We start from the raw sequence: 20,159 nt of genomic DNA, 5'->3' as shown, positions 1-20,159 counted from the left end.
GCCCAGGGCTGCGCCAGCGTTCCCCGCCACGGGCGCAATCGCCCTGGAACGGACTCGTACGGCGTGGACAACGTTGTCGCATGAGAGCCCGTGCCCCAGCGATGGACGTGCCTGTCGATCAGCCCGGGGACAACCCACCACCCTGTGGCCTCGAGGAGGCCGCGAAGTCCGGCACCGCCCCCGGGGGCCGTCGCGCGCGTCCCGACCACGGACGCCCTCAGGGACGGTCGATCAGCTCGCCGACATACAGGGTCGCGGTGAGAAGGCCGGGATCACCGGTGCGGTCATACGACTCGACGGCCGTGTCGGCGAACTTCAGGACGTGCTCGTCGCCGTGCTCAGCTGCCCGCTGGAGCGCGTCCTCGCGGGTTGGCTCGGGATTGCGCCGGACGATCTCCGTGCAAGGGGCCGGCCGGGCCGGGGCGTACGTCGCGATGACCGCCGCCACGGCCGCCCAGGCCGCCGTCAGACTCGGCAGCCACTGCTCGGTCGGCAGAACCGGGAGCACGTGCCGCACGGCGTTGGGCGCCGTAGCGGCGTGGACCAGCAGGACCGGCGAGCCGTGGCCGAGCATGAGGTACGCCTTGGCGGCGCTGTCGACGAGCGACTCCAGCCGCGCCGGAACCTCCTCGGCGGACGCGGCGGGTTCCAGCGCGCGCAGGCTCGCAGTCCAGCCCGGGCTGCGCTCGAGCCGGTCGAGCCGGTGGGCGATCAAACCGCTCTGGTCCTTGAGCCGGGTGACGGCCGGTAGGGCCTGTTGCGGTGTGAGAGTGCCCTCCGGCGCGACCACCCCGGCGAGCTCGCGGTAGCGCGCCGCCCAGAACGCCAGCCCGTGGGCCAGCTCGTCGAGGGTCTGGCGTGCCGGGGCCTGATCGGTGCCGCGCAGTGTACGCACCGCGTGACTGACCCGGATCACGCCATGGGTCGAGCCGGCCACGATGCCGGGCAGCAGACGTGGCCACCACCCGGCGAGCACTTCCTGCCACGGGCGCTCGGTCAGTTCGCGCCGGAAGTACGCGTCCCAGTCGGGCAGCCGTCGCGCCTGGCCCAGCGCGGCGCCCCACTCGCCGGGCTGGATGGCCGCGCTCGTGCCGGGCAGCTCCGCCAGGCGACGTACGTAGCGGTCGAGCCAGTTCTCGACGTCGATGTCGAGCCCCCGCCGGACCATGACCTCCACGGCCATCGGGCCGTGGTTGGTCATCCCGTGGTTGCCCTCCTCGTCGCCGCCGAACTCCGGTCCGTACGTGTGCAGTCGTTCGTACGCCGCGGGCAGGGCCTCCGTCATCGATTCGCGGGTCATGGCGGCCACCTCAGCGGACGACGTCATAGACGAACTTGGTGATGCCGTTGGCGTACGTCTCGGACTCGACCACCTTCAGCATCTGCTTGTCCTTGTCGGTGTCGCTGAACATCCGCTTGCCGGCTCCGAGCAGCACCGGGAAGACCAGCAGGTGGTAGCGGTCGATCAGGCCGGCGTCGGAGAGGTTGCGGGCGAGGGTGGCACTGCCGTGGATGACGATGGGGCCACCGTCGGTCTCCTTGGCCTTCGCGACGTCCTCGAGGGAGCGAAGGATCGTGATGTCACCCCAGTTGTCGACGAGGGCGTCCTGGCCGAGGGTGGTCGAGACGACGTACTTCGGCAGTTCCTTGAGGGCGGCGAAGTCCTCCATGTCCGGCCACAACGGCGAGAACGCCTCGTAGCTGCTCCGGCCGAACATCAGCGCGGTGGCCTCCTCGGTCTCCCGGCCCTTGAGCTCGTACGCCTCGGGGAGGAACTCGATGTCCTTGTACGTCCAGCCACCGCTGCGGTGGGTCTCGGAGGGGAGGCCGCCGCCGGGAGAGTCGACGACACCGTCGAGCGAGACGAAGGCGGTGTAGATCAGCGTGCGCATCTTCGATGTCCTGTCCGTGGTCGGGGTGGATGTCCTCAGTCTGCAACGACCATCACGCGCGTGGCCATGATTAGGCTCAGGCCTAATCGGAAGGGGCGGCCGCATGATCCACCTGCACTTCACGGCAACGGACTTGACCCGCGTGCGCTTCGCCGTCTCGCCCCTCATGGAGACCGTCGCCAGTCTGCGTACGCTGGCCGCCCGCAGGCAGGGGCGGCACCTGCACCGTCCCTGGATCGACAGGTTCGCGGAGCGAGCGAGCCGGCTGCGCGAGCGCCACCTCGACCTGCTGCGGGCGCTGGTGCGTCCGGAGGGCTACATCCCCGACTTCCTGGTGCCGCCGCCGGGTCGCCGGTCTTCGACCTTCGCGGACGCGCTCGCGCAGATCGCCGACGCCGATCCGGAGATCGTGGCACAGCAGTTGGCACACCTGGCGGCCCACCGAGTCGCCCAGCAAGGGCCCGGCCGCGAAGGGCGGCGAGCCCTGCTCCAGGCGCTGGTGGACCGGCCGGATGCGGGCATCGGCCCCGTCACGGAGGCGCTCGAGGCGTACCACCGGGTCGCGATCGCCCCAGACTGGCCGCGGATCGATGCGTTGCTCAACGACGACATCGCCTACCGACTCGACGCCCTGGCCGACGGCGGCGTCGACCGGATGATGAGCAACCTGCACCCGTCGGTGACGTTCGCCGACCAGACGCTGAGGATCGTCAAGTACTACGAGGGCCACGCCGACTGCGGCGGGCGCGGCCTGTTCCTCGTGCCGTGCGCCTTCGCCTGGCCGGACGTCCTGGTGCGGACCGCGCAGCCAGAGTCACCCAGCGTCTCCTACTCCCCGCGCGGCCTCGGCCGGCTCTGGGAGGAGCACCCCGAGCAGACCGGCTCGGCGCTCGCCGGCGTCCTCGGGCTGACCCGGGCCGCCCTGCTGGCCCAGCTCGACCTGCCGATGTCGACCGGTCAGGCCGCCACCCAGATGGCGCTCTCCGCGCCGACGATCAGCGTGCACCTCCAGGCGCTACGCGCCGCCGGGCTGCTCACCTCGCGCCGGGCGGGCCGGCAGGTGCTCTACTCGCGGACCGAACTCGGCGACCGACTACTCAGCGAGGCAGGCCGGCAGCCCGACGCCTGAGCCCCGAACCTCTTGACCCCAGGGCGTAGGGGTAGGCATTTCCGCAGCTCAACAGCGAGACGTCATCACCAGCAGCGCCTGCCGACCGGGATCCAGACGTCGCCGCCTGTATCGGCGTTGGACGCCCTGAGCCCGGATGAGTCGATGGCGGTGAAACGCGGTCGCGCGCCGGGGTGCGGGCGCTCCCTGCGCATGACGGCACACATGACTTCGGGCCAAACAACAAGTCGAGCAGGCCGGTGAGTTCGGCGACCCAGGCGCCGTCGCGGGGTTGCCGGTCGACGTCACAGGCGACCCCCGATGCCTCCTCAGGCAGGTCGGGATCGCGGCGCAGATGTCGTCGTGACGGTGAATCCGATGGAGCACTTGAGGTGCGGGCGGTCGTCATTCGCCGGCGCTCCGATTACCACATCTCACCGAATGAGACGCGCATCTTAAGAAATTCCGAAGAAACGTCGGCTGGTTAGCGTCTTGATCGCAAACTTCTCAACTCCTTTTTCGGGAGAGCTTTGTGAAAGCACGAACACGGAGAAGCGCCCGGGTGCTTCTCCGGGTGATCGTCTCACTGACGGTCCCGGTAGCGCTGACCTCGCTGGCAACGGCGGCGCCGGCCAATGCTGCTCCGACGGCGGCGCCGACCGCAGCGGCGACGCGAACGACGACTTCGGCGGGCCTGCCCGACCCGACGGCCCGCGGACCGTTCGGGCATCAGGTCATCGAAGAGGCCAAATTCGGCCTGGCGACCATCGAGGAGCCGAACTCCGACGGAGCCGCACCGACGGCAGGGACGGCGCAGGCGCCGGAGCAGGTCGAGATCCGCGGTCAGCTCTACATGCCGGACTGGACCCGGCGTACCAGGCCATCGCCATTGATCATCCTGGTGCACGGCAACCACGGCTCGTGTGACACCGGCCAAGACAGCACGCAGGCCACCTGTGCGCAGTTCAAGCACAACGAGAACGGCTACGCGTACCTCGCGGAGAACCTCGCCACGTGGGGATACACGACGTTCTCCATCTCGCAGGACCAGTTGATGATGCGGCAGGACAACAACAAGGGCAAAGGCATGCACAACCGACGCATGCTCATCGCCGCCGCCCTCGACGCGATCAGTGCGGCGAGCCGGGCCAGAGGTTTGCCCGTCGATACGCACACGACCATCGGCACGACGCTCTCCGGTCACCTCGACATGACCCGCATCGGTTTGATGGGGCACTCGCGGGGTGGTGACGCGGTCGCGAACTTCCTCGACTACAACCGCATCCGCACCGACGGCCCGCGCTATCCGATCCGCGGTGTCATATCGCTGGCGCCGGTGGACTACGAGCGCAAGGCCCCGTACGGCATGCCGTTCATGTCGATCCTGCCGATGTGTGACGGCGACGTCTCCAACCTGCAGGGCGCCCGGCTGTTCGAGCGCAGCCAGTACGTCAACCCGGGCGATCCCTTCCCGCGGATCCAGGTGGAGCACCTGGGTGCGATCCACAACTGGTACAACTCCGTCTGGTACGCCGACGGCGGCGCGGACGGCCAGGGCAACAACGACGCGGCGTGCGGCAACTCGGCACCGTTCGCGACCAACAACATCCACCCGCACAACCTGCGGCTCAGCGGTGCGGCGAGCTACACCGACCCGAACCTGAACTACGCGATCGACAACTCCGATCCGCTCAATCCCGCCGTGAACACCAAGTTCTCAGGTGACGCGGCACGCATGGGCGACCAGGAGAAGCTCGGACTGGCGACGATGGCCTCCTTCCTCCGCCGCTACGTCGGAGGTGAGGGTGCGTTCCAGCCGTACATGACCGGCGAACTCTCGAACACCTCCACCGGGCTGCAGGTCCCACCGGCGGCCTGCCCCACAAGTCCGTCCGGCATGGCCATCCCCTGCAACGAGCGGGTCAACACGACCTACTTCGCCGCGCCGCAGGAGCGGGTGGACGTGATACGTCCCGAGGTGGAGAACCCCCTCACCCTCAACGCCCTCGGCGGCTCCCTGACCGGCAGCGGTTTCGCGGACCCGTACGCGCAGGCTGCCGGTGTCGCGCCGAAGCCGGTCTCGACCGCGGGCGGTTACGACTGGTGCAACCCGGAGCCCCAGGACTTCGCGCCGTCGCAACTCGGCAAGAGCGGGCTGCCGGCCGCGGCCAAGCCCTGCCCGCTGCCTGCGGCGAGCGCACTCGGCGGGCAGAGCGGCACCCGCGAGAACAGTCCGATCAACCACTCTTATGGCCGTCAGCTCGCTCTCGCGTGGGACCAGAACTCGGCTGCCACGCTCACCGCCCAGATCCCGGCCGCGTCGAAGAACATGCGCGGCCTCAAGGCTCTGGCCCTGGACGCCGCCGTCAACTTCTTCGACCTCCGCAACCCGGGCGCCGACAACCGCGGCGACAACACCAGAGACACCACGGTGAACGGCACCCCGGCGAACCCGGTGTGGCCGAACGAGTCGCCGACGTCGTACGACCCGGGCTCGACGACCCAGCATTTCGTGATCGCGCTGAGCGACACGGCCGGTCACGAGGGCACCGTCGACGCCGGGGACCCGCGCTGGGGCAACGCTCTGCACATGTCGACCGGTACGAACACGCCGAACACGCACATCGTCCTCGACCAGATCCGGGTCCCGCTCGGCGAGTTCGCGGCACAGGGCGTGGACACCGGCTCCTTGTCGAAGCTCGAGTTCCGCTTCGGTGTGGGTGACCTGCCGAAGTCCGGGTCGATCGAGATGGCCGATGTGCGCTTCCAGGAGAGCGAGGCCGGATCGAAGATCCTTTCGGACGGCGACAAGGCGAACGGCGCCGGCTACGGCCGGTCCGCCCTCGGCGGTCCGGACCCGGCGGCCTACCTCGCCGACTATGACAACACTCCGGGCGACGTCAAGCTCAACGACGTGGTCGCGAACCCGCAGGGGAACACGACCTGGACCGTCGACGACGACAGGAAGCAGTGCCCGAACGCCCAGTTCACCTCGATCCAGACGGCCGTCGACCACGCGGCGCCCTGGGACACGATCGTGGTGTGCGCGGGTGTCTACCAGGAGTCGTCGACCCCGGTGAACAGCACGTCCAACCCCGTCCAGACGGGCGCGAGGAACGGCCTGACGATCAACAAGCCCTTGAAGATCAAGGGCGCGGGAGCGGACAAGGTGATCATCGAGCCGGACCAGTCGCTCGGGACCCTGGCGGGCGATCAGCCGTACCTGCGTGACGGTGGCGGCAACGTGATCACGGTATCCAGGCAGTCTCTCGGCTCGACCGACACCAACGAGATGTTCGTCGACATCTCGGGCGTGACAGTGACCTCGGGCAAGGTCTGGGCCGAGGCGGGCATCGCCTACTTCGGCGCGGCCGGACGCGTCGCGAACAGCGTCGTCGGCCCGATGAAGGTCGCGACCGGCGCGCAGGAACTGGCCGAGCACCCGCATGGCTGGGGCGTCGTCAAGACCGGCGTCATCCAGGGCGCGAGCTCCGGCACGGTCGAGAGCGAGCTCACCGTCGCGAACAGCGTGATCACCGGCTACCAATCCGGTGGAATCCTGTTCGACGGCGCGCGCGGCAAGGACGGCAGCCCGGACAACACCGTCCGGACCGGCATCCGGTACCACGGCTACGTGACCGGCACCGTCGTCAAGGGCGAGCCGAACAGCCTGTACCCGCAGGTCGGCGTCAAGTACACCAGCGGTGTGACCGGCTTCGTGAACAACAGCCGGATCACCGGGAACTACTACACGCCGGCGCCGTCGCAGTCGTACGGCATCCTGTCGACCGACGCCGGTACCGATACGGCCGGAGCGCTCACCGCTTCGGGCGACGTCATCACCGGGAACGGGTTCGCGGTGTACAACGCCAACGCCGACAACAGCGCCGTGCGCGAGGGCGCCCCGTTCGCCGTGTCGGGCAGCTACCTCGGCACGGGCCACACGCCGCGCACGGGGCTCAAGGCGGTCTCCGGCCCCGACAGCACAGGTGCGGCCACGGTGTCCGTCACGGGTCTTCGCTCGTCGCCGCCGGGCAAGGTGCCGACCGGAGTCGGGCGCATCGCCGACCACGCACCGACGGCCGAAGTGGCCGACCCGGGGCGCGGATCGGAGTTCCAGGTCGGATCGACGGTGCATCCGCTGATCCGGGGCACCGACGACTTCGCCGTCCAGTCGGCGACCCTGATCGTCGACGGCGCCAAGGTCGGCAGCACCACTACTGCGCCGTATCAGCTCAGCTGGACGCCGAGTTCGAAGGACGCGGGCAGGCACGTCACGTTCCAGGCGCTGGTCGTCGACTCGTCCGGCAACGCGACGCGTTCCAAGCCGGTGACCTACACGGTGGCCCCCGTGACCCCGCCGCCCGCAGTGAAGATCGACAAGGTGGAGACCGACGCCGACGCGGGAACGGCAACGATCATCGCCACCGTGAACACGGCCGGTACGGTCACCCTGACTGGCGACAAGGTGACCACGGTCACCCATCAGGTGCGCAAGGGGAGCACCTTCACGATGGCCGTGACGGTGGCGCCCGAATACCGCCAAACCTTGATCAAGTCGGGCAGGCTCCCAGTCAATCTCACGATCACGTTCAAGAACGCGACCGGTCAAAGTGCGAGCCGGTCCGTCAACGTGACGCTCATCAAGAAGAGGTGATCCGGCGCCTCACGCACTGACCGGAAGGGCCCACCGCAAGGGGGGCCCTTCCGCTGTGCATGCCGGTGCGGGCAGAGATTCGAGCAGACGATCGCGCTGCTGTCAGGCACTCCGTCTCAGACGTCACAGGCGGCCTGTGCGCGGACAGGCCGTGGACAGGCTCGGATGCTACGTTTGCCGCGTATGAGCATCCGAGAGATCTCCACCACGGATTACCACACCGCCGGTGAGCCGTTCCGGATCGTCAGCCGTCCGCCCGTGGCCATTGAAGGCGCGACCGTAGCGGAAAAGCGCATGTTCGCGATCAGTGACCCGCACGTCGACGGTCTGCGCAAACTCTTGTGCTTTGAGCCGCGGGGGCACGCGGACATGTACGGCGGCTTCCTCACCGTGCCTGATGACGAGGGCGCGCATCTGGGAGTGCTCTTCTGGCACAAGGACGGTTTCTCCACGGCATGTGGCCACGGGACCATCGCGCTGGGCGTGTGGGCGGTGCAGAGCGGGCTCGTTGAGCCTGACCCGTCAGGTGTCACCGACGTACGCATCGACGTGCCTTCCGGACGAGTGACCGCGCGTGTTCACGGTGCGGGCGAGCAGATCACCGGAGTCGACTTCGTCAGCGTTCCCAGCTATCGCCTCCACGAGCGGATCGGGATTTCGACCTCGCGTGGCGAAATGGTCGTCGACATCAGCTTCGGCGGAGCGACGTACGCGCATCTGGACGCCTCGAGCATCGGCCTCGGTGTCGTTCCGGAGAACTACACCGAACTCATCGCGGTCGGCCGTGAGATCAAATGGCTGCTCAACGACACTCCGTATGCCGTGCATCCGCTGGACGATCGGCTGAGCGGCATCTACGGCACCATCCTCTTCGAGGATCTCGGCGTGGATGACGCGGGCAATCCTCATCAGCGCAACGTCACCGTGTTCGCCGACGGTGAGGTCGATCGTTCACCCTGCGGATCGGGCACCTGCTCACGGGTGGCCGTACTCGCCTCGGACGGCGTGCTCCAGCCCGGCCGGCGGTTGGTCCACGACTCCATCGTGGGAACACGGTTCATCGCTCGGGTCGCGGGCGAACAGACGGTCGCCGGCCGTCAGGCTTTTCTGCCGGAGGTCACGGGCATGGCCTTCCGGACCGGCCGGCACACCTTCGAGATCGATTCCGAGGACTCGCTCGGGGAAGGGTTCGTCCTCCGGTGACCGGCGCGCCGTTTCCGAACGTCGGCCCCGAGCAGATCACCGCGCTCGTGTCACCGCGTGAGGCCGTCGAGGCCATAGAGGCGGCGCTGCGTGCAGGGCTGAACCCCGCCGACGATCCCGCGAGAAGCCAGGTGGACGTCCGCCACGGGCAGTTCCTCATCATGCCCAGCGAACGCGCCGACAGAGCCGGAGTCAAGATCGTCACCGTCGCGCCGCACAACAGCGGTGCCGGCCTGCCCCGGATCCAGGGCCTTTATGTGCTCTTCGACGCCGTGACGCTCACCCCCAAGGCTCTGCTCGACGCCCCCATGCTGACCACACTGCGTACTCCCGCGGTCTCGGTGGCGGCTGTCAGACCCGCACTCACGCGAACGACTGAGCCCGCGAACATCGTGATCTTCGGCGCCGGACCCCAGGCCACCGGGCACGCCGCCACGCTGAAATCGGTGTTGTCCGGGAGCCGGGAGATCGCAAGCGTGACCTATGTCGTGCGACGTCCAGAGGCATATCCCGCACCAGGGCACGCCGATGTCGCGGCCGTGCCGGCCGGTGGCGCCCGAGCCGAGACCGCGGTCCGCGATGCGAACGTGGTCGTGTGCGCCACCAGTTCCCGCGTGCCTGTTTTCGATTCGGCGCTCGTCCGCGACGACGCGGTCGTCATCGCCGTGGGCTCCCACGAGCCCGACGCCCGGGAGGTCGACGCGGGCCTGTTCCGGCGCGCGCAGGTCATCGTCGAGGACGTGCGGACGGCGCTGCGCGAATGCGGCGACGTAGTGATGGCCGTCAACGAGAACGCCATCGCCCCGGAGCATCTGATCACGATGGGCGCGGTCGTCTCCGGCGACGTGGAACTCACCACCGACCGGCCCGTTCTGTTCAAGAGCGCGGGCATGTCCTGGCAGGACCTCGTCATCGCCGAAGCGATCGTCTCCCGCCTGGAGGAACACCCAGAACTCTAGGATCCCCCGGGCAGAAGCCGGCGACGACCAGCGCGATCGTGCGGGGCCGTTATCGCGTGGCCTTGAGACCGAGCGAACGGGCCAGTAGCCGGTCTCTGGTTCGCAGGGGCAGGCGCGACAGAACGGTCATCACGCGGGCGCTGCTCGCGACGTACCGGGGCTTGGGATGCTCCGCCTGCACAGCCTCGACGATGAGTTTCACCGCCGGGTCGACGGGTCCCGGCTTCTGCCTGGCCATCGCCCGGCCCATGGCTTCCAGCGCGGGGGCGTAGAGGTCGGCCCGGTCAGCGGGGGTGTGCGCCAGGGCCGCGGCGGCGGCCTTCTCCGCCTTGGCGAAGATGGGGGTGTCCGCCGATCCCGGGTCGACGATCACCACGGGAATCCCCCAGCTCGCCAGCTCTACGCGGAGCGCGTGCGACAGGGAGTCCAGCGCCGCCTTACTGGCGGAGATAGGACCCATGAACGGGAACGCGACGCGGGCCGTGGCGGCGCTGACGTTGATCAACCGTCCGTGGCCGGCCCGCAGCAGAGGCAGGAACGCCTGGGTGACCTGGGCGGGGCCGTACACGTTCACCTCGAACTGGCGGCGCAGTTCGCCGGGCGGAACCAGTTCGAGCGGACCCTGGACGATTATCCCCGCGTTGTTGATCACCGCGTGCAGGCCGCCCGTCTCCTTGGTGATCACCGTGGCGGCCGCCTCGACGGCAACGGGATCGGTGACGTCCATCTGCACCACCCGTACCCTCGGCTGCTTCGCCAAATGGGGGGCCTCCGACCGCACGCCGGCGTAGACGGTGAATCCGAGTTCGGCGAGCCGCAGTGTCGTGGCGGTGCCGATCCCGCCGGCGGCCCCGGTCACGAGCACGGACCTATCGCTTCGCATGAGAACCTCACAGTATCCAAAGGACATGTACCTAGGGACATGTAACCACATGGACCATCGGACATGTCAAGATGTGTTCTGGGGTCGGCCAGGGCGGTCGGCGCGGACAAGGAGGCGGCGATGTCGCTGCGCTACGGATTGCTCGGCCTCCTGGCCGAGGGGCCCGCCAGCGGTTACGACCTCGCCCGCCGCTTCCAGGAGGTGCTCGGGCAGATCTGGCCCGCCCAGCACCCCAAGATCTACGCTGAGCTGCGGCGACTTGCCGACGATGGGTTGATCGAGGTCGACAGCGAGGGCCCGCGACGCCGTACGGCCTATCGGATCACCGAATCCGGGGTGACCGAGATCCGGCGATGGCTGGCCGAAGGCGACGTCGACCACACCATGCGTCTCCAGCCCCTTCTGCGGTCCCTGTTCTTCTGGCTGATGGAACCCGACGACCTGGACAGGCATCTACGCCGGGAGGTCGAGTTCTACTCGGGTATGGCCGAGCAATACAGCGCCTACGCCGAGCGCAAGGACCGCGGCGAGTTCGGCGCCGCCCCTCCGGTGCAGTCGATGCGGGTGACCATCGAAGCCGCCGTCCGCCTCTCGCAGGCCCTCGCCGACTGGGCTCGATGGGCTTCCGAACACCAACCCCCGGCCGGACACCCCTCAACCGAATGACGACACGGGCGTCTCGCCTGTCATCACACGCCAAGCCGGCAGGTCATGACTTGGCGCGCTCTGCTCCTGCGATCGCCGCATACTGGCGCTCGAGCGCCTTCGCCGCACCGCTGCGCCAACTCTCGGCCATGGACGCCGCCATGGGATCGGGGAAGATGTCCTCCTCCTCTTTCTCCACTCCGTCGAAGATGCGTTGCGCGACGGACTCCGGAGAGGCCTTCGGCATGTCGACGCCTCGGCTCATATCGGTGTCCACGATGCCGGTCAGGACGGCATGAACGCTCACGCCCCGTCCGGCCAGAAGAGCGCGCAGCGACTGCGTCATGTTGAACGCGGCCGCCTTTGAGACCGAGTAGGCCGGGATGAGCGGCAAGGGGGCGAAGGCGTTCACCGACAGATTGTTGACGACCGCTCCCCCGGAACGCATCAGCAACGGCAGGAACGCGTGGGTCACATCGAAGGTGCCGAAGAGGTTGACGGCCAACTGCCGCTCGAGCACGAAACGATCGCTCAAATCATCGTAAAGCGCCACGCCGGCATTGTTGATGAGGACATCGAGAGATTCGACCGCATCGACAGCCGTCTGAATCTGCCCTCTGTCGGTCACGTCCAGGGTCAGAGGCGTGACGCGCCCATCCGAATGGTCCATGGACGCGCGCGTACCGACATAAACCCGGTTCGCGCCTCTCCTCAAGGCCTCCTCGACCAGTGCCCGCCCGATACCGCGATTGCCGCCGGTAACCAGAACTGCCCTGTCCGCGATTGTCGTCATGATGACGATCTCCTTTTCTCCCATGTGGTGGTGAATGCCGGACACGCCCAGCCCGACGACGAAGCGGCCCCAAGCCCCTGCGTCGACGTAACTGCCCGGTTCAGGTCGCGAGCGCGGGCGCGAGACCGAACGTCGGCACCAGGCTCGGGTCCATGAATGCTGTGATGCGGCTGATGCGGGCCCCGATCAGGGTCAGGACCTGGACGCCGTACGCCTCATACCGGCCGTCGCCCGCGCGCTTGTAGATGACGAACGCGGGCTGGTCGTTGGCGCGGGTGGGCACCATCCACCACAGGTCCCGGCTGAGCACCCGATCGGCCAGGAACTCGACGACGGCACGCCGGCCGGTGAACCAGGTCGGGATCGGTGGCATCTCCAGTTCGACGTCGGCGCGCAGCAGGTTCACCAGCGCGTCGGGGTCGGCCCGGGTGAAGGCGTCGACGTAGTCGTCGAGGAGGGTTCGCCGGGTTTCCTCTTCCGGCTCGGCCAGGTCGTCCTGGACCGGTCCTGCCTCGGCCAGGTGGGCCCGGGCGCGCCGGAGCGCGCTGTCGACGGCCGCGGTCGTCGTGTCGAGCATGTCGGCGACCTCGGCTGTCCGGAACGCCAGCACGTCACGCAATGTCAGCACGGCCCGCTGCCGGGCGGGCAGGAACTGCAGTGCGGCGATGAAGGCGAGCCGCACTCCCGTCCTCCCGGCCACGATGGTCGCCGGGTCGTCGGCGGCGAACAGCGCGTCGGGCGCCGGCTGGAGCCACGGCGCCGACGGCTCGCCGGCAGCCGCGGCCACCCGGTGATCGTCCGAAGGCGCGCCCAATCCCGACGGAAGCGGCCGCCGGGAGCGTGTCTCCAACGCCGTCAGGCAGGCCATGGTGGCGATCTTGTACAGCCATCGCCGCACCGAGGAGCGGCCCTCGAACCGTCCGAACGCGCGCCACGCTCGCAGGTAGGTCTCCTGCACCAGGTCCTCGGCGTCATGGATGGAGCCGAGGATCCGGTAACAGTGCGCGAGCAGTTCCGGCCGGAACGGCTCGGCCAGGGCGGCGAACTCGGCGTCTGAGGGCATCGCGGCGTCTCCCGGGGGTGCTGTGGGGTTCACTGTGGCGGCTCAGCTGATCGGGCGCAGTCCGGCGCCGCTGACCAGGTGCTCCGGAGCGCCGCCGGGGTCCCCGGCGAGTTCCACGACGGCCTTGGCGACCTGGTCCGCGGTCAGGATCGGCTGCAGGCCTTCGACGAAGACGTCCGGGTCGAGGCCCTGGCGCGCGGCGTAGCCCGCGACGGCGACCGAGCCGAGGCCGGTGGCCGGGGTCAGCGGCTCCCGCAGCGCCGCCCGGGTCCAGGTGAAGACGTGCCGGGTGTCGGTGTGCCAGTTGCGGCTGAAGGTTTCCCAGGTCTGCTCGTGTAGGGGCGCCATGTGCGGCGTGACCCCGGCGTTGAGGACGAGCAGGCTGGGACGGTATTCGCGGATCACGTCCTGCGCGAGCGCTTCGTCGGTGGCATCGGCGGCGACAGGGGTGAAGCCCTCACCGTGTTCGTCGCGTACGGCGCGTAGCGCCTGCTCGTCGCGGGCGATGCCGACGACGCCGGTGCCCATGGCGACGAGCGCAGTGGCGATCGCGCGCCCAAAGCCTCGGCTGGCACCGGTGACCACGGCAGTCTGGAAGAAATCGGACATCAGGCACTCCGAAGTGATGATCGGGTTCAGTCCCCATCAAGACCCGCCGCCGGAGGAAAATCCGTCGCCGCAGCCGGAATTGAGGGAGTGATGTAGGTCACAGGCGCCCGGCCGTTTCACGGTCCCGAGAACTCCGCAACGCCCACCCGACCAGGAACCGGCGAACGCGGGGACACCCGACGACAGCCCCCGAGACGTCGAGCATGGGTAATACCTGGATGGCGCAAAGGGAAAAGCCACATGTAACCCCTCCTCCTATCTCTGTTCGAGGCCTCAGGGGCCTGTGGTGAGGTGGTCCGTCCAAGACGGACCGGATCGGGGGAAACATGTCGACGTCATACCTTTTCCGTCGTCCGGATCGACGGTGCTCTGTGGCGCCGGCGGCCGGGGCGAGGGTGATTCAGCGGCGGCCTCTGCTCGCGCTCGCCGGGGCCGTCTTGGCACTCGGCGCCCAGCACGCTGGAGCACCCGCCGCCCATGCCGCCCCCCTCGCGACCGCGAACGTCGTCGCACAGCCGGCCCGGGGCAACGTGGTGATCGAGTGGAACCGGACGCTGCTCGACATCGTGCGCAGTCCGCAGGCAGAGCCGACCACCATCCACCCCACCCGCAACTTCGCCATCATGAGCGCGGCCGTCTATGACGCGGTCAACGCGATCAGCCGCGCTCATCCTCTCTACGGCTCCGATCTCACCGCGCCGCTGGACGCGTCACGCCCCGCGGCGGCCGCGGAGGCCGCGCACGACACCCTTGCCGCCCTGTACCCCGCGCACAAGGCCGGCCTGGACCGCCAGTTGTCCGACGATCTCGCCGGCATTCCCGACGGCCGTAGCGAACAGGAGGGCATCAAGGTCGGCGCCCAAGCGGCCCACGCCATCATGACTCTGCGCGCGCACGACGGCGCCGGCGCCACGCCTCCGCCCTACGCCACCACCGGCAAACCCGGTGACTACCGGTCGACCCCGCCCGCCTTCAAGGCGCCGGAGTTCACCCACTGGGGCGACGTCACCCCGTTCCTCCTCCGTACCGGCCACCAGTTCCGTCCCGCCGTGCCCCTGCCGTCGGACAGCTCCGCGTACGCGGCCGCCATGAACGAGGTCAAGTCCATCGGCGCCGCCCGCAGCACCACTCGTACGGCGGAACAGACCACGCTGGCCAAGCTCTGGGGCGGTCCCGCCCAGAACTACTGGTACGACATCGCCCAGCAGGTCGCCCTCGCGCGCCACAGTGACATCGACCAGTCGGCGGACCTGTTCGCCCTGCTCAACCTCACCATCGCCGATGCGACCATCGGCATCTACGACGCCAAGTACACATACCGGTTCTGGCGGCCGATCACCGCGATCCGCCTCGCCGCCGGCAATCCGCAGGTCAAGCAAGATCCGAAATGGACCCCGCTTGTCACCACCCCTCCGGATCCGTCCTACCCAGGCATGCACAGCGACATCAGCACGGCCGCGGCCACGGTGCTCGCCGCCTTCTACGGCGACCGCAACACCTTCACGCTCACCTCACCCGCCGCCGGCGGCAACCCCGGGCCGTACACCAAGCCCTATACCAGCTTCAGCGCCACCGCGACCGAAGCCGGGCTCAGCCGCGTCTGGGGGGGCGTGCACACCCGGCTCGACCATGAGTCCGGCAACGAACTCGGCGCCGCCATCGCCCGCTACGCGCTCGGCCAGTCGAAGCTCGCGCCGGCCGTCCCGAGTTCGCCGACCGGGAAGACCCCGGCCGGCCGCGGTCTCGAACCGAACGGCAACAAGATCGAAAAGAGTTGAGCGCTGTCGGCTACGGCAGCCGCCATACGCACGACGTCGAGCGGGCTCTGTTGCGGCGGCCTCGGCGTCGGATCACTGGAGGGAGCAGACGGACGTGAGAACCCCGCCGAGGATTTCACCCCGCCCGGCCTGGCTGCGGCTGGCGACAGCCGCCGGGCTCACCGTGGCCGTGACGGTCGCCTTGTACGCGTTCGGCCGGATACACACCCCGGACTTCGCCGGCAGCTTGTTCGGACGCCGCGGCGACGACGCGAACCTTCTGAAGGCGCAAGTCGGCACCGCCCTGTTGGGCCTGGCCGTCTACCAGCTCATATCGGCGCTCTGGATCTACCAACGGCTCCCCGGGGCCGGCGCCGCCCCCCGCCCGGTACACCTCGCCCACCGCATCGGCGGAGCCGTGCTGTTCGTGCTGTCGCTCCCCATCGCCTACCACTGCATCACCGCCTACGGAGTGCAGACGGACAGCGCCCGGGTCGCCCTGCACTCCCTCTCCGGCTGCTTCTTCTACGGCGCATTCGCCGCGAAGATGCTGATCGTCCGCAGCCGGCGCCTACCCGGCTGGGCCTTGCCACTCGCCGGCGGCACCCTGGTCACCCTCATCGCGATCCTGTGGTCCTCAGCGGCACTCTGGCAGCTGGTCCAGCCGTAGCAGTCACGCTCGCCACGCAGAAACACGTCGATGTCAGCCGCCGGAGCGTCAGGCCGAGATGTAGACCTGGACGACACCGTCGGCCTGGCGGACCGCGATCCGGGGCAGCGCCGGCAGCGGCCCGGGGAAACGGTGGTGCAGAACCCGGCCGTCGAGTGCGAACAGGGCGCGGTGACACGGGCAGCGAAGCCGCATCCCAGCCTCCAGGCCGAGCCGGCACCCTTGATGGGTGCAGGTGCCCGAGATCGCTCGCAACCGGCCGCCACTGCGGTACACGAAACCGTTGACCGAGCCGGCGTCGAACGCACGCACCGCGCCCTCGGGCAGCTCGGCGGCTGCCACGACCGGATGCCACACACCGGCGTCGGGAATGAGCGTGCCACCTCCCGCCGGCGCGCCGGGGCCGGCCAGCGTCCGGTCGATCGCCACCCCCACCGCGACACCCGTCGCGGCGAGCGCTCCGCCGAGGACTATCTGCCGCCGGGTCGCCACGGGCCGCCGCTCGGCCTCCTCGCGGCGCTCCTGGGCAAGGCGCTGGTAAAGACCGACGACGAACTCCTCGTTCGGCGTGCCGGAGCCGGGGCGGGCGGCGCGCAGCTCGATCGCGGCCCGCAGGATGTCGGCGTCGGTGTCGTCCACCGGGAAGCGCCGGGGACGGCGTCCCCTGAGCAGGCTCTCGACGAAACGGCGTGGTCCCTTCATGGTCACCTCCTTACCCTGCCGCATCCGGATCGTCTCGGACGATCTCGGCCGCGAGCCGGAGCGCTCTGTGCTGAAGGACCTTGACGTTGCCGACGCTGGTCTGGAGTTCGGCCGCCGTCTCGCCGATCGAGCACGCACGCAGGAACCGCAGCTCCAGAACGCGCCTGTACCGGACGGGCAGCGCTGCGAGGACCCGCTCGACCAGCTGGGCCGAGCGGGTGTTCTCCGCCGGGTGGTCGTATTCCGTGGCCACCTGCTCGACGTCGATCGCGGTGATCTCGCGGCCGAGCGTGTGGCGCCAGTGCGCCGCGAGGACCGTACGCGCCGTCGTGAGCAGGTACGCACGGACCTCACCGACCGTCGCCGTCGTTCGCAGTGGGCGAAGGACAGTCAGAAAGACCTCGGCGGTCAGATCCTCCGCGTCCGGCCGATTGCCGACCTTCGAGAACATCAGGCGGTAGATCCGATGGACGTTGTCGAGGTAGATCGCCTCCCAGCTCGCGTAGGTCTCACCCTGCACGAGGTGCAGCGGCGCGCCGGTCTCGTGCTGTGGCCGGTCCGCCGGTCCGGAAGGTTTGTGTCTGCTCTGGATCCAACGGCGCATGAAGGTCCCCGACCCCCCTCCCCCTGCGTCCGTACGGCCAGGGCACGGAAGCGTCACCCGAGGCTCTGGTCACGTACGGCAAGAGCATGCCGTCCCTTCACGTAGCCGACCTCCCGGATGCCGAGCGCGTGCCGGAGTTTCCCGGCCGGCAGCGTTACCGGCAGCGGAGCGGGCGCTCGGCCGGGTCTCGGCAGCGGATACGCGGTGGTCGTCGCGCTGTGGAAGGTGACGTTCCCTTCGATCTTGGTGAACAGCTGGTGGATGTGCCCGTTGAGGCACGTGACCGACGAGAACCGGCGAAGCAGCGCCAGCACCCGCGTCGCGTCGTCCGTGCCCCAGCCCCAGTTCGGATACAGCGCGAACAGCGGGATGTGGCTGAAAACAACGATCGGGGTGTCGGCGGCGAGCCCCGCCACGTCCTTCCGGACGAAGTCGATCTGGTCCTCACCGAGATGCCCGAGCTTGCGCAGGTTGAGCGTGTTGACGAGCGCGATGAAGTGCACTCCCTGGATGTCGAAGCTGTACCAGCCGTCGCCCCGCGATCCCGCCCCGAGCGCCCGGCGATACTTCTGCCCGGCGTCATCGATGGAGTCGTGCTCACCGGGCACGGTGAACACATGGCCCGTCTTCAGTCCGGTCATCATCTGCTTCACCTGTTCGAACTGCGCCGGAGTCGCCAGGTGCGTCAGGTCCCCGGTGTGCATCACGAAGTCCGGCCGGTGAGCCAGACCGTTCACCTGCTCGATCGCGTCGGAGAACGACCCGCTCACGTCGGTGTTCGCGGGGCCGCGAAAACCGATATGGCTGTCGCTGACCTGTACGAACCGTAATGCGGCGTTCGCGGGAATCGAGTCGGCCGAGCCCACGACGTGACTGAGGACCTCCCCGCCCGAGACCGCGAGGACGACCGCCCCGCCGAACCAGGCGCTGTGGCGCAGCAGCTGGCGACGCGTCATCCCCTCCGGCCCGGGTACGCCGTCGCCCGGGGCGGTCATTGGGTCACCACCACGTTGCCGTGCATGAACGGGTGGATTGTGCACAGGTACTGGTATTGCCCAGGCTTGGTAAAGGTGTACCGGTACGTGGCCCCGTTAATCAGGGCGCCCGAGTGGAACGGGCCGCTCGTCGCCGAGACCGTGTGGGGTTCCTCGTCGGTGTTCGTCCAGGTCACAGTGGTCCCCACCCGCACCGTGACGGCCGCGGGCGCGAACGCGAAATTCTTGATCGCCACCGTGTTCGCGGCGACCGCCTTCCCCGGCTGAGCGGCGGCCTTCGGCATGTGCATACCCGGCATCGACCCGGCGGGCGTTCCCCCCGATGCCGCCGGCCCCGCCGATCCTGTGCTCCCGCACGCAGCGAGCATGATCACCCCCGCCCCGGCCGCCAGCGCCACAGACCACCGTCGATCCGGACGACGGAAAAGGCATGACGTCGACATGTTCCCCCCCATCCGGTCCGTCTCGGACGGACCACCTCACCACAGACCCTTGAGGCCTCGAACAGAGATAGGAGGAGGGGTTACATCCCAGACTATCGATGCCGTCCTCGTCGAAATCCGCATCCTGCCTGGTGAGCGGCCTCGCCGTCGTAACGGCCGGAAGATCACGGATCAAACGTGCGGCAGCCGGCGCCGACAGGGCGAGCAGAGCGGAGTCTGCGGCAGGATCCCCAACCGCCTCGCCGGGATCACCGTTCACATCCCTCGCACATTCCGTACGTGCCCGCGTCCATACGCCGGAGCGCGGCATCGCAAGACGGATCCGGTCGGCATCTTGAACCAGACGGCTACGTCACGGTCGAAGGATTCACGGTGGTGCTGTGCCGCTTGGCTCCCATCGCATGTGTCCTGTCGTCCGGCGAGGCCAGCCGCAGGCCTGACCGGGACCTGAGCTTGTCGTTGTGCCCTCTATCCCGTCGGCGCGGGTTTGATGGCGAGGTTCGCGACGGTGGCGTGGTCTGCCTCGAGACTGAAGACATGGGTGAAGCTGAAGCTCGCCCGTTTCGTGTCCGAAGGCAGGTGCCCGGGGAACACGACCACCCCGTCGACCCGGACGCCGGGCGGGACGGTCGTGGGCCACCGGCTGCGAAACGGGTCACCGCTGAGGGTGGTGCCGTCCGCCGCACTGAGCTGGCTGTATCCGTAAACGGGAAGCGACAGCGACTCGGAACCCCTGTTGCGTGCGGACAGTTCGACCCGGGTGAAATGTGAGGTGACCAGGATCCGGCGAACGGTGAGAGTGAGGGATCCGGACGCGGTGCTCTTCTGGGCTCTGAGGACGTTGGTCCCCGTCTCGTCGCCGGTGACGTAGCCGCCGACGTAACGCACGCCCAGGGCCACGGCGGCCGCGCCGCCTCCGCACAGTGCGATCACCAGCAGCACGGCGGCGAAGGCCGGCATTCCGCGCGACCGCTTCTGCGGGAAGGCGGGAGGCCGACGGAGCTGATCGCTCGGCGCACTCGGCGGCGATCCGCCGTCCCCCTGCACGACCGTGATGACACCGGTGATCGCGACAAGTCCGACGACCAACCCGAGCCCGATGGGGTTCGTCCAGTCCTTACCGGCGAAGCCGATGGCCGCGTCGAGGGCGATGCCGACGACAGTGGCGATCATCGA

18 protein-coding genes are annotated in these 20,159 nt (G+C 68.8%); 7 read left to right on the top strand and 11 right to left on the bottom strand.

What is annotated here, in order from left to right:
- Nucleotides 1-217 precede the first annotated feature (217 nt).
- Both Pmi06nite_RS28795 and Pmi06nite_RS28790 read right to left on the bottom strand, forming a co-directional pair.
- Entirely contained in the window at nt 218-1,300 is a 1,083-nt protein-coding gene (locus Pmi06nite_RS28795; RefSeq protein WP_203956273.1) for a questin oxidase family protein, read from the bottom strand.
- 10 nt (nt 1,301-1,310) lie between these two features.
- A complete protein-coding gene (locus Pmi06nite_RS28790; protein ID WP_203956272.1) occupies nt 1,311-1,892 on the bottom strand; it encodes a dihydrofolate reductase family protein in 582 nt (193 codons plus the stop codon).
- A 103-nt stretch (nt 1,893-1,995) separates the two neighbouring features.
- Here Pmi06nite_RS28790 and Pmi06nite_RS28785 point away from each other — a divergent pair, with 103 nt between their 5' ends.
- The 4 genes from Pmi06nite_RS28785 to Pmi06nite_RS28770 all read left to right on the top strand — a co-directional run bounded on the left by Pmi06nite_RS28785 (nt 1,996) and on the right by Pmi06nite_RS28770 (nt 9,819).
- Nucleotides 1,996-3,021, top strand: a complete 1,026-nt coding sequence (locus tag Pmi06nite_RS28785) for an ArsR/SmtB family transcription factor (RefSeq protein WP_203956271.1) — start codon at nt 1,996-1,998, stop codon at nt 3,019-3,021.
- A gap of 541 nt (nt 3,022-3,562) precedes the next feature.
- A complete protein-coding gene (locus Pmi06nite_RS28780; protein ID WP_203956270.1) occupies nt 3,563-7,657 on the top strand; it encodes an Ig-like domain-containing protein in 4,095 nt (1,364 codons plus the stop codon).
- Nucleotides 7,658-7,840: 183 nt separating this feature from the next.
- Nucleotides 7,841-8,860 carry a proline racemase family protein gene (locus Pmi06nite_RS28775; RefSeq protein ID WP_203956269.1) on the top strand — a complete coding sequence of 340 codons (1,020 nt, stop codon included), beginning with the start codon at nt 7,841-7,843 and terminating at the stop codon, nt 8,858-8,860.
- The gene (locus tag Pmi06nite_RS28770; protein WP_203956268.1) at nt 8,857-9,819 is read left to right on the top strand and encodes an ornithine cyclodeaminase family protein; all 963 of its coding nucleotides are present in this window, start codon (nt 8,857-8,859) and stop codon (nt 9,817-9,819) included. The genes Pmi06nite_RS28775 and Pmi06nite_RS28770 overlap by 4 nt, the downstream gene beginning before the upstream one ends.
- 49 nt (nt 9,820-9,868) lie before the next feature.
- Here the strand turns inward: Pmi06nite_RS28770 and Pmi06nite_RS28765 are convergent, their stop codons facing one another.
- On the bottom strand, nt 9,869-10,702 hold the full coding sequence (locus tag Pmi06nite_RS28765; protein WP_203956267.1) for an SDR family oxidoreductase: 834 nt from the start codon (nt 10,700-10,702) through the stop codon (nt 9,869-9,871).
- 63 nt (nt 10,703-10,765) lie between these two features.
- Here Pmi06nite_RS28765 and Pmi06nite_RS28760 point away from each other — a divergent pair, with 63 nt between their 5' ends.
- A complete protein-coding gene (locus tag Pmi06nite_RS28760) occupies nt 10,766-11,368 on the top strand; it encodes a PadR family transcriptional regulator (RefSeq protein ID WP_203956266.1) in 603 nt (200 codons plus the stop codon).
- A gap of 43 nt (nt 11,369-11,411) precedes the next feature.
- Here Pmi06nite_RS28760 and Pmi06nite_RS28755 read toward each other — a convergent pair whose 3' ends face one another.
- The 3 genes from Pmi06nite_RS28755 to Pmi06nite_RS28745 all read right to left on the bottom strand — a co-directional run bounded on the left by Pmi06nite_RS28755 (nt 11,412) and on the right by Pmi06nite_RS28745 (nt 13,812).
- Nucleotides 11,412-12,164: an SDR family NAD(P)-dependent oxidoreductase gene (locus tag Pmi06nite_RS28755; RefSeq protein WP_203956265.1), complete on the bottom strand. Its 753-nt coding sequence runs from the start codon at nt 12,162-12,164 to the stop codon at nt 11,412-11,414.
- 76 nt (nt 12,165-12,240) lie between these two features.
- Nucleotides 12,241-13,203 (bottom strand): sigma-70 family RNA polymerase sigma factor, encoded by a 963-nt coding sequence (locus Pmi06nite_RS28750; RefSeq protein WP_203956264.1) that lies wholly within the window; start codon nt 13,201-13,203, stop codon nt 12,241-12,243.
- 42 nt (nt 13,204-13,245) lie between these two features.
- Nucleotides 13,246-13,812 carry an SDR family oxidoreductase gene (locus Pmi06nite_RS28745; RefSeq protein ID WP_203956263.1) on the bottom strand — a complete coding sequence of 189 codons (567 nt, stop codon included), beginning with the start codon at nt 13,810-13,812 and terminating at the stop codon, nt 13,246-13,248.
- A 395-nt stretch (nt 13,813-14,207) separates the two neighbouring features.
- On the opposite strand from Pmi06nite_RS28745, the gene Pmi06nite_RS28740 reads away from it, so the two are divergent.
- Both Pmi06nite_RS28740 and Pmi06nite_RS28735 read left to right on the top strand, forming a co-directional pair.
- Nucleotides 14,208-15,590 (top strand): vanadium-dependent haloperoxidase, encoded by a 1,383-nt coding sequence (locus Pmi06nite_RS28740; RefSeq protein WP_203956262.1) that lies wholly within the window; start codon nt 14,208-14,210, stop codon nt 15,588-15,590.
- 94 nt (nt 15,591-15,684) lie between these two features.
- Entirely contained in the window at nt 15,685-16,239 is a 555-nt protein-coding gene (locus Pmi06nite_RS28735; RefSeq protein ID WP_203956261.1) for a DUF6529 family protein, read from the top strand.
- Nucleotides 16,240-16,287: 48 nt separating this feature from the next.
- On the opposite strand, the gene Pmi06nite_RS28730 is transcribed toward Pmi06nite_RS28735, so the two are convergent.
- From Pmi06nite_RS28730 to Pmi06nite_RS28710, 5 genes are all read right to left on the bottom strand, one after another.
- A complete protein-coding gene (locus Pmi06nite_RS28730) occupies nt 16,288-16,941 on the bottom strand; it encodes a Rieske (2Fe-2S) protein (protein ID WP_239114263.1) in 654 nt (217 codons plus the stop codon).
- Nucleotides 16,942-16,951: 10 nt separating this feature from the next.
- Nucleotides 16,952-17,545 carry an RNA polymerase sigma factor gene (locus tag Pmi06nite_RS28725; RefSeq protein WP_203956259.1) on the bottom strand — a complete coding sequence of 198 codons (594 nt, stop codon included), beginning with the start codon at nt 17,543-17,545 and terminating at the stop codon, nt 16,952-16,954.
- Between the two features lie 53 nt (nt 17,546-17,598).
- Complete coding sequence (locus tag Pmi06nite_RS28720; RefSeq protein WP_203956258.1) at nt 17,599-18,540, bottom strand: metallophosphoesterase family protein; 942 nt, start codon at nt 18,538-18,540, stop codon at nt 17,599-17,601.
- On the bottom strand, nt 18,537-18,824 hold the full coding sequence (locus Pmi06nite_RS42875) for a plastocyanin/azurin family copper-binding protein (protein ID WP_203956257.1): 288 nt from the start codon (nt 18,822-18,824) through the stop codon (nt 18,537-18,539). The genes Pmi06nite_RS28720 and Pmi06nite_RS42875 overlap by 4 nt, the downstream gene beginning before the upstream one ends.
- A 627-nt stretch (nt 18,825-19,451) precedes the next feature.
- Nucleotides 19,452-20,156: a hypothetical protein gene (locus Pmi06nite_RS28710; protein WP_203956256.1), complete on the bottom strand. Its 705-nt coding sequence runs from the start codon at nt 20,154-20,156 to the stop codon at nt 19,452-19,454.
- Nucleotides 20,157-20,159: the final 3 nt, after the last annotated feature.

Source organism: Planotetraspora mira (genome assembly GCF_016863275.1).
GTDB classification, from domain to species: Bacteria; Actinomycetota; Actinomycetes; order Streptosporangiales; family Streptosporangiaceae; genus Planotetraspora; species Planotetraspora mira.
This window is presented reverse-complemented; position numbering and strand designations above follow the sequence as displayed.